This window comes from Pseudomonas paraglycinae (assembly GCF_021601625.1).
In the GTDB taxonomy this organism is placed as follows: domain Bacteria; phylum Pseudomonadota; class Gammaproteobacteria; order Pseudomonadales; family Pseudomonadaceae; genus Aquipseudomonas; species Aquipseudomonas paraglycinae.
The window spans coordinates 199533-211861 of the sequence record NZ_BQHR01000011.1; the positions used below are offsets into that span (position 1 = coordinate 199533).

Consider the following 12329-nt stretch of genomic DNA (forward strand, 5'->3'; position numbering starts at 1 on the left):
CCCCATTCGGTCCCCTCTCCCTCCGGGCGGTCCGACGTTTCGGGAGGGCTAGGGTGAGGGAAAAAATTTCAAAGAACACCGAGGTTCCCATGTCCCACCCCCGCTGGCTCAGAAACATCCGCCCCTACGGCGCCCCCGCCGAAGACCTGCTGATCGAAAACGGCAAGTTCACCCAACGCCGCCCGGCCTCCAGCACCCCGCTGGCCGCCACCGACATCGACGGCCAGAACCAGCTCCTGACCGCGCCGCTGGTGGAAAGCCACGTCCACCTCGACAAGACCCTGTACGGCCAACCCTGGCGCCCGAACAGCGCCGGCCCGACGCTCAAGGACTACATCAGCAACGAGCGCCGCGTCCTGCGTGAAGTCAAAGCGCCGATCGCCGAACGCGCCGGCGCGCTGCTGGAAAACTGCATCGCCCGGGGTTCGCTGACCATGCGTTGCCACGTCGACATCGACCCGGAATTCGGCCTGCGCCACGTCGAGGCCATGCAACAACTGCGCGAAACCTACAACGACCTGATCGACCTGCAACTGGTGGTGTTCCCGCAAACCGGCCTGATCAGCCGCCCCGGCACCGCCGAACTGATGCGCGAAGCCATGGCCCTGGGCGTGGAAAACGTCGGCGGGCTCGACCCGTGCGGCATCGACAACGACCCGATCGCGCAGCTGGATTTCGTGTTCAAACTGGCAAGCGAATTCCAGCGTGGCGTCGACATTCACCTGCACGACAAAGGAGAACTGGGCCTGTGGCAGATCGCCCGGATCGCCGATTACACCGAGCGTTTCAACCTGCAGAACCGGGTGATGATCAGCCACGCCTATTGCCTCGGCATGTTGCCGTGGAGTCAGGTCAAACCGGTCGCCGAACGCCTAGCCGCGCTGGGCATTTCGTTGATGAGTTCGGCGCCGGCCGATTGCGCGGTTCCACCGTTTCTGGCGTTGCGTGAAGCCGGTGTCAACGTGTGCCTGGGCTCCGACGGCATTCGTGATGCGTGGTCGCCGATGGGCAATGGCGACATGCTGGAACGGGCGATGCTGCTGGCATTCCGTTTCGACCTGGGCAAGGACGAAGAACTGGCGGCGGCGTTCGACGCCGCGACGGTGAACGGTGCGCGCGCATTGGGGATCGAGGATTACGGCTTCGCCATCGGCAAGCCTGCGGATTTTCTGCTGATGCCGGTCGAAACCCTCGGTGAAGCCGTGGTTTCGCGCCCTGTGCGCCAGGTCTATCGCGGCGGCGAACTGATCGCCAGCGGCGGTCGTCTGCTGGGCAGCCGTCTGTGAAACGGATCGGCCTGAAGGCCGGTTGCGTGGTCGGCTTCGACGGCACGCAGCATGTGCTGTGGCGTGACGGTGAAGTGGTATTCAGCGGATCGCGTATCGAATTTGTCGGGCGCGGATACCAAGGGCCGGTGGATCAGTGGATCGACTACGGCAATGCGCTGATCGGCCCCGGTTTCATCGACCTGGATGCCCTCGGCGATCTCGACTCCACGGTACTGACCCTGGACAACGGCGACGAGCGCGCGATGGGCCGGATGTGGTCGGCGGAGTATCTGGCGGCCGGCCCGCGTGAGTCGTTCAGCCCCGAAGAAGAAGTCTTCAAGTACCGCTACGCCTTCACCCAGTTGATCCGCAACGGCATCACCACGGCGATGCCGATCACCTCGATGTACTACCGCGAATGGGCGGAGACCTACGACGAGTTCGCGGCTGTGGCCGATGTGGCGGGCGAGCTGGGCCTGCGCACGTACCTCGGCCCCTGCTACATGAGCGGCATGAGTTACTGGCGCGCCGACGGCACCCTCGCCCACCACTGGGATGAGGCTCGGGGCCTGGCGGGTCTGGATGCGGCCGAACGGTTTTTCAAGGATTTCGATGGTGCGCATGCCGGGCTGATTCGCGGTGCGCTGCTGCCGGATCGCATCCAGACCTGCACCCCGGCGCTGCTTAAGCGCACGTCCGCATTGAGTCGCGAGCTGAACGCGCCGATGCGTTTGCACTGCTGTCAGGCGCTGGGTGAGGTGGCGATGGTCGAACAGTTGCGCGGCACTACGCCGCTGGGCTGGTTGCAGCAGCTGGACCTGCTCAACCCGCGCAGCCTGTTGCCCCACGGCATCTACACCTCGGGCGATGACGATCTGCAACGGGTCATCGACGGCGGCGCCAGTCTGGTGCACTGCCCACTGGTGTTCGCCCGCGATGGCGAAGCACTGAATTCGTTCGGCCGCTATCGTGCCAAGGGCATCAACTTCGCCCTCGGCACCGACACCTGGCCGGCGGACTTGCTGGCCAACATGCGCCACGGTCTGAACATCGCCCGCTTGATGGAGGGCGGCTCGGCACTGACCAGCAGCCTCGATCTATACAACGCCGCGACCCTCGGCGGCGCCAAGGCATTGGGCCGTGATGACCTCGGTCGCCTGGCCCCCGGCGCCAAAGCGGATATCACCGTTTTCAACCTGCGCGGTCTGCACCTGGGCCCGCTGTTCGATCCACTGAAAAACCTGCTGCTGGCCGGGCGCGGCGACGACTGCATCGCCAGTTTCATCGACGGTCGCTGCGTGATGCACGACGGTCAGGTCAACGGGGTCGACTACCCCACTCTGCAGCGCCAGGCCCAGCGCCAATACGAAAAACTGATGCGCAGCCATAGCGACCGGGCCTTTGGCCGACCGGACTGGAAAACCCTGTTCCAGCCGGCCATTCCATTCGCCGACGACTACAGCGCCGAAGCGCCGTTGAGCGCCATCGATCCACTTCTTTAGAGAACACTGCCATGCACAGCTTCGACTTCAGCCAACTGAGTCCACGGGAAAAATACAAGATTCTGATCGGCAGCGTGGTCCCGCGCCCGATTGCACTGGTCACTACCATCGATGCCGAAGGCCGGGTCAACGCCGCGCCGTTCAGCTTCTTCAATGCGCTGTCGGCGGACCCGCCCATTCTCGCGCTCGGCGTCGAGAACTACGGCGATCAGAGCCCGAAGGACACCACGCGCAATATCCAGATGAATCAGGAGTTCACCGTCAACATCGTCAGCGATGCCTTGGTGGAAGCCATGAACGTCTGCGCCGTGCCGTTCGCGCCGGGCTTCGATGAGTTGACCGCAGCAGGGCTGACGGCGATTCCCGGCACCTCGGTCAAATGCCCGCGAATCGGCGAAGCACCGGTGGCGCTGGAATGCCGGCGGATGATGGCGCTGAACATCGGCCAGTCGCGGGAGATCATTTTTGGCGAAGTGTTGATGGCGCATGTGCGCGACGAGTTGATCGACCCGAAAACCCTGTACATCGATCAATTGGGGCTGGATGCGATCGGGCGCATGGGCGGCCATGGTTATGCGCGGACCCGGGATTACTTCGATTTGCCGACCCGCTCGTTGCAAGCGTGGACGGAAGCACCGGGGGGCGGCGAGCGGTTCTGGCCCGCCAAATAAAAAAACGGCCCACCGAGGTGGGCCGCCGTGCTGATCGTTCCCACGCTCCGCGTGGGAATGCATACCGTGACGCTCTGCGTCACAGTGGACGCGGAGCGTCCATGGCGGCATTCCCACGCAGAGCGTGGAAACGATCAGCAGCCTGGGTTTCAGTCAGTGCCGTACTTCGGCGACCGTGGCCCGTACAGCAGGCCCGCCGGATGACCGGCCGACAGCAGTCGATTGCTGGCCACACCGGCAATCGGGTAGCCGGCATCGGTGGAGCTGTTGATGATCTGCTTCACCGCCGCGGTGATCAGCATGCCGATCAGCCCGCCGGCATTGCTGTTGTTGCCTTCCTCGCTCGACGCCCGGGCCGCACCGGTCCACAGGGTGACGCCGGTTTTCAGGTCGACCAGTTTGGCACTGGCGGTGACGGCGGTTTCGCTGCTGATCACCATGTAGCGCGTGCCGTACTCGCTGACGGTGATGTACAGCGCTGCGTCGGCACCGAAGATTTCCTGCAGCTTGTTGGCCGGCGCCGCATGGATGTCATCCGGCGTGGTCAGGCCGTTCTGGCGGAACGTTTCGTCGACCAACGTGATCGGCAGCACGTAGTAACCGGCTTCAGCCAGCGGGAACGTCACTTGCGACAACAGGCTGTAAGACGCCTTGACGTCCGGCGAGGTGTTCAGCGGCGGCAGCACCAGAATGGATTTCGGCCGCGCTTGCTTGTACGCCGAATAGTCCACGGTCTTCGGTGCAACGCAGCCACCGAGAACGGTCAGCGCCAGGCCTGCGGCCAGCAGTTTCAAGGCACGGGAGATCATTGGGCATCTCCGGTCTTGGCGTTTTTAAGCAGAAAATCCATGTAGGTGCCGGACTCGGGGAACAGGGTCTTCTCGGTGCGCAGCTGCTGCACCATCTGATCGTCCTTGCCCATGCTCAGGTACAGCAGACCGAGATGAGCGTGGTAACCCGGCGGTACCGGCTTGCCGCTGGCGCGGATCTTTTGCAGATCGGCTTCCAGCGCTTCGGCCTGGGCCTCTTTCGGCGTTTCGCTTTTGAAGTATTCGTAGACTTGTGGCTGGTAGCCTTCCCACTGATACAGGGTTTGCGGGCTGCTGCAACCGGCCAGCAAGGCGCCAGCAGTCAGGGCCATCAGCGACCGGGACAGGGACAGATTCATGGTGTGTTGCTCCTTGCGATGGGCGTCTATCAGTTGCCCGGTTTCCAGGCACCGGCGTTCATGCCATCGACCAGACGATTGATCGCCTCGCGCATGGCCAGATCGAGGACTTTGCCGTTAAGGGTGGAGTCGTAGGCAGCGGTGCCGCCGAAGCCGATGATTTCGCGGTTGGACAAGGCGTACTCGCCGGCGCCCTGGGTCGAATACACCACTTCGGAGGTGCTGATGTTGACGATGTTCAGGTTGACCTTGGCGTAGGCGACCTGAGTCTTGCCACGGCCGAGAATGCCGAACAGTTGATGATCGCCGGTCTCTTTGCGGCCGAACTCGGTGACGTCACCGGTGACCACGTAATCGGCGCCTTTCAGACGCTGGGCCTGGCCCTTGATCGCCGCTTCCTGCTGGATTTCGCCCATGTTGTCGCGATCCAGCACCGAGAAACGGTTGGTCTGCTGCAAGTGAGTGATCAGGATGGTCTTGGCCTGGCCACCGAGACGGTCGACGCCATCGGAGAAGATCCCGCGCATGTAGCTCGAACGGTTGTCGAACTTGCCCACGGCCATCGGGATACGCACACCGGACCAGGCCTGGGAGGCGCTTTCCACCTTGGCCACCGGCAATGCGCGGGAGCTTTCGGTGGCGCAACCGGAAAGCGAGCCGGCCAGGGTGCCGAGAACGGCAATCGCAACGCCCGAGACCAACATCCGGGAGATCATTCTCACTGTGCATTCCTTCTGAAATTCGATGTGTCCCCGCACGGTGATGTTGTGGGGGATCGGGAAAGGGGCGGCATTATGCCAAAGTGCCATCAGTGAGGACAGGTTTTTTTGACGTCAGTGAATTGGCTTGCAAATCGGTTAGCAGCCGTCCTCTGCCGATCGTTCCCACGCGGACGGTTCGACGCCTCGACGTGGGAACGATCACTACGGCGTGTCAGTGGAAATCGCGGCTTTGCACCCGAATTCCGTTGAGCAGCGAGCTGAGGTCACTCAAGCGTCCGGCGATCAGATGCCGCACCTCGCCTTCACGCTCCCAGCGGCCATCGACCTTGAGCAATTGCGAGCCCACCAGCACCTGACGCTGACGCTCGGCCAGATCGCGCCAGACCACCACGTTGACGTTGCCGAACTCGTCTTCCAGGGTCACGAACGTCACACCACTGGCGGTACCCGGTCGCTGGCGTCCGGTCACCAGCCCCGCCACGCTGACCGGCCGGCCATGCTCGACCTCCAGCAACTCCCGGGAACTGCGGCAGCGCCGCGCCCGCAATTCGTTGCGCAACAACGTCAGCGGGTGCGGTCCCAGCGTAGTGCCCAGCGTGGCGTAATCGGTGAACAGGTCTTCGCTGACACTCGGCGTTGGCAGCAGCACATCCGGCTCTTCCTGACTCGGCAACCCGGCAAACAACCCGAGCTGTTTCTGCACTCCGGCCACTTCCCAGCGTGCCCGATGGCGGTGCCCGGCCAGGCCGCGTAGCGCTCCCGAGTCAGCCAACAGCGCCTGAGCGCGACTGTCGAGCCCGGCGCGTTCGCCCAGATCCGCGACATCGGCAAACGCCCCCCTCGCCCGAGCGTTTTCAATGCTCCGCGCATCTTCCTCGCGAAAGCCCTTGATCATCCGCAGGCCCATGCGAATGGCCGGCTGCTCGCCGGCAATCGGCTCCAGGCTGCAATCCCAGTCACTGGCGCGCACGTCCACTGGACGGATCTGCAAATGATGGCGTCGCGCATCCTGGAGAATCTGATCCGGGCTGTAGAAACCCATCGGCCAGCTGTTGATCAGCGCACAGGCGAACGCCGCCGGTTCGTGGCACTTGAGCCAGCAACTGGCATAGGTCAGCAAGGCAAAACTGGCGGCGTGGGATTCAGGGAAACCGTAGCTGCCGAAGCCCTTGATCTGCTCGAAAATCTGCGCGGCGAATTCCGGGCTGTAGCCGTTTTTCTTCATGCCCGCAGCCAGCCGTTCCTTGTGCGGCTCCAGCCCGCCGTGGCGTTTCCACGCGGCCATGGAACGGCGCAACTGGTCGGCCTCGCCGGGGCTGTAATCGGCGGCGACAATCGCGATCTGCATCACCTGTTCCTGAAACAGCGGCACACCGAGGGTGCGCTTGAGCACTACTTCCAGCTCCGGTGACGGATAGGTTTCCTCTTCTTCCTTGTTCCGCCGGCGCAGGTACGGATGGACCATCCCGCCCTGGATCGGCCCCGGCCGGACGATGGCCACCTCGATCACCAGGTCGTAGAAGGTTTGCGGGCGCAGGCGCGGCAGCATCGACATCTGCGCCCGGGACTCGATCTGGAACACGCCGATGGTGTCAGCGCGGCTGATCATGTCGTAGGTCGGGCGATCCTCAGGTGGAATCGTCGCAAGGCTCAGGTCCTGATGGCGATGACGGCGCAGCAAATCGAAACAGCGGCGGATCGCGCTGAGCATGCCGAGGGCGAGGATATCCACCTTGAGCAACCCGACGGCATCGAGATCGTCCTTGTCCCACTGGATGATGGTGCGGTCGGCCATGGCGGCGTTTTCCACCGGCACCAGCGTGTCCAGCGGTTGCTCGGATATCACGAAACCACCGGGGTGCTGCGACAGGTGCCGGGGGAAGCAGATCAGTTGCCCGGTCAGGCTCAACACCCGGTGCAGCAGCGGACTTTCGGGGTCGAAACCGCCTTCGCGCAGGCGCTCCACGGGCGGGGTTTCATCGCTCCAGTGACCGCAGCAGTCGGCCAGCGCATTGATCTGGTCCGGCGGCAAGCCCAGCGCCTTGGCCACATCGCGGATCGCGCCGGAAGCGTGGTAAGTGCTGACCACCGCCGTCAGCGCCGCACGACGGCGGCCATAACGACGGAACACGTATTGCAGGACTTCTTCCCGGCGTTCGTGCTCGAAATCCACGTCGATGTCCGGCGGTTCGTTGCGCTCCCTCGACATGAAACGCTCGAACAGCAGCGTGGTGCGATCCGGGTCGATCTCGGTGATGCCCAAGGCAAAACACACCGCCGAGTTCGCCGCCGAACCCCGGCCCTGACAGAGAATTTTCTGCTCACGGGCGAAGCGCACCACATCGTGCACGGTGAGGAAGTAGCTTTCGTAGCCGAGTTCGGCGATCAGCTCCAGCTCATCGTCGATCTGCTTGAGCACCTTGGGCTGTGCGCCTTTCGGCCAGCGCCAGGCGATGCCTTGCTCGGTCAGGTGGCGCAGCCAGGAACTGGCGCTGTGTTCCTCGGGCACCAGCTCTTTCGGATATTGATAACGCAACTCGCCCAGATCGAAGGTGCAGCGCCGGGCCAGTTTCACCGACTCGTCCAGCAAGGTCTGCGGATACAACTCGCGTAACACATCGAGGCTGCGCAAATGCCGCTCGCCATTGGGGTGCAGGCGCAACCCGGCTTCGGCCACTGGAACGTGATGGCGGATCGCTGTCATGGTGTCCTGCAAGGCTCGGCGACCACGGGCATGCATGTGCACATCGCCGCTGGCCACGGCTGGAATCTGCAGTTCATCCGCCAGACTCAGCAGTGCGGCCAGCCGTTGCTGATCGTTCTGCCCGCGATGCAACTGCACCGCCAGCCACAGCCGTTCACCGAAGGTCTGCTTCAGCCAGCGGCCCTCTTCCACCTCATCGACCGCATCCGGCACCCACAGCACCAGCAATCCCGGCAACGGTTCGCTGAAATCCTCGCGCAGCACTTGATACTGGCCTTTTTGGGTACGCCGTCGGGCTTGGGTAATCAAACCGCACAGGGCCTGATAACCCTCGATGTTCTCCACCAGCAACACCAGTTTCGGGCCGTTCTCGATGCGAACTTCGCTGCCGATAATCAGCGGCAGCTCCACGGATTTGGCCGCTTGCCAGGCACGAACGATCCCGGCGAGGGTGCATTCATCGGTGATCGCCAGCGCCTGATAGCCGTGTTTTTTCGCCCGCTGAAACAGCTCCAGCGCACTGGACGCGCCGCGCTGGAAACTGAAATTCGACAGGCAGTGCAGTTCGGCGTAACCCTGATTCACGCGAACCAGCCCTGCAGCCACAACGGACCGCCCTCACCCACAGCCCGGTACGCCCAGCCTTGCTGGCCGGCGCGGTTCTGGATCAGGTAATAGTCGCGGCGCACGTCGTCACCGTCCCACCAGCCGGACTCGATACGCTCCGGGCCCATGAGGATGCGCGCCGAACTTTCGGGCACGGACTGCGGTTCGCCCAACAACCAGCCCGGACGCTGCACGCCCGGCAATGCAGGGCAGCGCTGTTTGTCGTCGGCGTTCTGCCATGCGCACTCCGGTCGATGATCGGCCTGAAAACGCAGGCCTTGCACCGCCTCATCCCCCAGTCGCGCGCGCAGGCGTTCGCGCAATTGCTCCCAAGGCAAGGTCTGCTGCGGGCGGTCGTCGAACAGCTCCTGAAACTGCGGCACGAAACTCGGCAAGTCTTCGGCGCGCAGACGAAAGCCGCGCACCGGGGCCTCGACCTGCACCTGCTCCAGTCGGCCACGGGCCAGTTCAAAGAGCATCGCCGGATCGCGCTCGGCGCTGAGCAGGCCGACCTTGATCAGCGTGTCCGGCAACCCCGCGTGTTCAAGGTGCAGATCGAAGCGCTGCACGCCGCTGTCGCGTCCGCACAAAAACGCCGCCAGATCGGACGTCAGGCGGCGCAAGGGAAACAGCAGCGCCTGATGGGACTGCACGTCGAAATTGAGTTCGATGCGCACGTCGAAACGATCCGGCGGCAGGTAGAACGCCAGCGCCAGCGGCCGTGCGCCGAACAGCGTGTCCAGGTGCTTGAGCATCGGCGCCTCGAAACGCCGGGCCAGGGCCTGACGCGGCAGGTTCTGCACCTGATGGAGGTTACGCAGGCCCATGCGCGACAGCGCCGTGGCCACGCTCGGCTCAAGTCCGATGCGGTCGACCGGCAATTGCCCGAGATGATGGCGCAGGGCTTCACCGTCGGGCACCACCAATCCGTCGTAGGCGTTGGCCAACACCCGCGCCGCCACCGGATTGGGCGCGGCGACGATGCGGTGACGAAAGCCCAGCTCTGTCAGCTCGGTACGCAACCGCGCCTCGAACTGCGCCCAGGAACCGAACAGCCCAAGGCTCGATTCGATCTCGAACACCACGGTGCGCGGGTAGTGCACGCTGACCTGGGCGCTGAAACGATAGGCCCAGGCGGCGAGAAACTGCTGCCAGTGCTCGACCTCGGCCGAATCGTAATCGACGGTGGCGAACCCTTTGCTCATGGCCTGCGCGGCGGTCATCGACTGCCCCGGCCGCAAGCCCAGTGCACGCGCCGCCGGGTTGACCGCTTGCAGCACCCGACGCTGGGCCGGGCCGCTGAGCAGCGCCAAGGGTTGCTCGGGATCGGGGCGCTGACGCAGCACGGCGTCGAGGGCCAATTGCGGGAACAGAATGCAAACCCAGCGCATGGCGACCTCAATGCCCCACGGCGAAGGCAATCGGTGCGCTGCGCGCCAGACCACCCCGGCACTTGAGCACGCGCAATTGCGCCGGGCGGGCATCGATGGCAATGCGCAACGCGGCCGGCGACGGGTTGACCGCCTCGCTCAATGGCCGCCATGCAAACGCCAGGGTCTGGCCGGTTTCCGCCGCCACCTGCAAACGGCGCAAGGCGCGGTCATCGGCCTTGTGCGGCCAGCACAGCACCGCGCCGCAACTGCCCGAGCGCAGGCATTGCTCCGCCGCCCACAAGGCATCGCGTTCGCTGGCCTGGATCACCGACAACTGGCGCAGATCGACCCCGGCATTGGCCCAGGCCTGCGGATACGGCACGAACGGCGGCGCCACCAGCACGATGCGCTCGCCCGCTGCCGACAGCCGCGCCAATGTCGGCCACACCAGTTGCAACTCACCGACACCGGGCCCGGCCAGGAGGATTTCGCTCAGCGCCGCTTCCGGCCAGCCGCCACTGGGCAAGGCGGCGTCCAGCGCGGCGTGCCCGGTGGGTTGCGGGCTGGCGGCCGGTGGCGCAGGCCGGCCCTTCCAGACCTGGCCGCCGTTGAACAGCGTATCCAGCGCAACGACGGCACCCATCAGCCTTGCCTCACCAGACCGCAGAACACCCCTTCGATGGCCAGGTCCTGATCGGCCCGCACCACAATCGGCTGATACGCCGGGTTGCGCGGCAACAGGCGAACCTCATCGCCGATCCGTTCGAAGCGTTTGATGGTGACCTCGCCGTCGAGTCGCGCCACCACGATCTGACCGTTAAGCGCTTCGGGGTTGCGCCGCACGCCGACCAGATCGCCGTCGAGAATCCCGTCCTCGATCATCGAATCGCCCTGCACTCGCAGCATGTAGTCGGGCGTGCGGGAGAACAGCGCGGGATCAAGCATCAGCCGATTGTGCAGGTCGGCATCGGCGCCGATGGGCGCACCGGCAGCCACCCGGCCGAGCACCGGGACTTCGAGCAGTTCCGGCCGCGCCGGTTGCCCGAGCAGGCGAATGCCCCGGGCCTGATGCGGATTGACCTCGATGAACCCGGCTTCGGTGAGCGCCAGCACATGCTTGCGCGCCACGCTGCGGGAGGCAAAACCAAAAGCCTCGCTGATTTCAGCGAGGCTTGGGGGCTGACCGTGTTCGGCGATGCGTTCGCGGATAAAGGTCAGGATGGCGGTACGGCGGGGAGTCAGAGTCGTCATGGAGTACATTTGTACTCCTGTGGGATTTTCCTGACAAGCACCGCCAGTCAGCTCAAACCGCGCTCCGCCAGAAACCCCGCGATGTAGTCGATAAACGCCACAACCTTGGCCGTCGCCCGCCGATGGCTCGGGTACACCGCCAGAATGTGCGGGCCGAAGCTGTCCGGGTCGATGTCGTAATCAGCCATCACCCGCACCAGTCGCCCGTCGGCGATGTACGGCGCGGCGCTCCACAGCGGCGTGTGCAGCAAACCGCGCCCGGCCAGGGCACTGGCCAACAGCAGGTCGTAATTGTCGCTGCGCAACAGCGGCGCTGCCGGTTGCGCCAGGCTCAGGCGCTGGCCGTCGCGTTCGGCCCACCAGAATTCGCGGCTGAGCAACGGATGCCGGTACAGCAGCCATTCATGTTGATCGAGGGTTTGCGGCGTCACCGGCAAGCCCTTGCGCGCCAGGTATTCGGGGCTGCCGCACAGCGCCAGCTGATTGCTGCCGACCACCCGCGCGATCAGCCCCGGCAAATCGTCATGGCCCTCGCGCAGCGCCAGGTCGTAACCGCTTTCCAGCAGATTGACGAATTCGTCGCACAAATCCACTTGCAGGCTGATCTGCGGGTATTGCTGCAAAAAGCCGTCACACACCTGATCGAGAAACGCCCGCCCGTAGGCCAGCGGCGCGGTGATTTTCAGGCTGCCGCGCAGACCGTGCTGCAACTGCTCGATTTCCTCGCTGGCCTCGTCCAGCCGCTGCAACACCTGGCGTGCGGTTTCCAGATACAGCCGGCCGATTTCGGTCAGCAGAATTCGCCGCGTGCTGCGCTCGAACAGACGCGCGCCGAGCTCGGACTCCAGATGATTGACCGCTTTGGTCAGGGCCGACGGAGTCTTGCCCAGTTGCTCGGCAGCGCGGCTGAAACTGCCGAGCTGCGCGGTAACCACGAACATTTTCAGTGCACCCAGCTTGTCCATGCTTTTTCCATTCAGGCAAAAACGTTTTTCGTGAGGGAGGCGTTCTGTCGGGCGTTGGCAGCCACTAATCTGGCCATCAGACGCAATAACAAGGAAATG

At 64.2% G+C, this 12329-nt stretch carries 11 protein-coding genes; 3 read left to right on the plus strand and 8 right to left on the minus strand.

Going from position 1 to position 12329, the window contains the following annotated elements:
* The first annotated feature begins 89 nt into the window (after positions 1-89).
* From L6D82_RS18210 to L6D82_RS18220, 3 genes are read left to right on the plus strand one after another with little or no spacing between them, the layout of a single operon-like run.
* Positions 90-1286: an amidohydrolase family protein gene (locus L6D82_RS18210; protein ID WP_236190763.1), complete on the plus strand. Its 1197-nt coding sequence runs from the start codon at positions 90-92 to the stop codon at positions 1284-1286.
* Positions 1283-2770 (plus strand): amidohydrolase family protein, encoded by a 1488-nt coding sequence (locus tag L6D82_RS18215; protein WP_236190765.1) that lies wholly within the window; start codon positions 1283-1285, stop codon positions 2768-2770. Before L6D82_RS18210 ends, L6D82_RS18215 begins: the two co-directional genes overlap by 4 nt.
* Positions 2771-2781: 11 nt before the next feature.
* On the plus strand, positions 2782-3441 hold the full coding sequence (locus L6D82_RS18220; RefSeq protein WP_085745460.1) for a flavin reductase family protein: 660 nt from the start codon (positions 2782-2784) through the stop codon (positions 3439-3441).
* Between the two features lie 149 nt (positions 3442-3590).
* Here the strand turns inward: L6D82_RS18220 and L6D82_RS18225 are convergent, their stop codons facing one another.
* The 8 genes from L6D82_RS18225 to L6D82_RS18260 all read right to left on the minus strand — a co-directional run bounded on the left by L6D82_RS18225 (position 3591) and on the right by L6D82_RS18260 (position 12230).
* The gene (locus tag L6D82_RS18225; RefSeq protein ID WP_007959444.1) at positions 3591-4250 is read right to left on the minus strand and encodes a DUF799 domain-containing protein; all 660 of its coding nucleotides are present in this window, start codon (positions 4248-4250) and stop codon (positions 3591-3593) included.
* Positions 4247-4609 carry a DUF4810 domain-containing protein gene (locus L6D82_RS18230; RefSeq protein ID WP_007959442.1) on the minus strand — a complete coding sequence of 121 codons (363 nt, stop codon included), beginning with the start codon at positions 4607-4609 and terminating at the stop codon, positions 4247-4249. The genes L6D82_RS18225 and L6D82_RS18230 overlap by 4 nt, the downstream gene beginning before the upstream one ends.
* Positions 4610-4638: 29 nt before the next feature.
* On the minus strand, positions 4639-5325 hold the full coding sequence (locus tag L6D82_RS18235; protein WP_162130490.1) for a CsgG/HfaB family protein: 687 nt from the start codon (positions 5323-5325) through the stop codon (positions 4639-4641).
* 217 nt (positions 5326-5542) lie between these two features.
* On the minus strand, positions 5543-8641 hold the full coding sequence (locus tag L6D82_RS18240; protein WP_236190767.1) for an error-prone DNA polymerase: 3099 nt from the start codon (positions 8639-8641) through the stop codon (positions 5543-5545).
* Positions 8617-10032, minus strand: coding sequence for a Y-family DNA polymerase (locus tag L6D82_RS18245; protein WP_134022404.1), 1416 nt, complete (start codon positions 10030-10032; stop codon positions 8617-8619). The genes L6D82_RS18240 and L6D82_RS18245 overlap by 25 nt, the downstream gene beginning before the upstream one ends.
* Before the next feature lie 7 nt (positions 10033-10039).
* The gene (imuA, locus tag L6D82_RS18250; protein WP_007959433.1) at positions 10040-10657 is read right to left on the minus strand and encodes a translesion DNA synthesis-associated protein ImuA; all 618 of its coding nucleotides are present in this window, start codon (positions 10655-10657) and stop codon (positions 10040-10042) included.
* Entirely contained in the window at positions 10657-11274 is a 618-nt protein-coding gene (gene lexA, locus L6D82_RS18255; protein ID WP_039768874.1) for a transcriptional repressor LexA, read from the minus strand. Before lexA ends, imuA begins: the two co-directional genes overlap by 1 nt.
* Positions 11275-11312: 38 nt before the next feature.
* On the minus strand, positions 11313-12230 hold the full coding sequence (locus tag L6D82_RS18260) for a LysR family transcriptional regulator (RefSeq protein ID WP_236190769.1): 918 nt from the start codon (positions 12228-12230) through the stop codon (positions 11313-11315).
* Between the last annotated feature and the right edge of the window lie 99 nt (positions 12231-12329).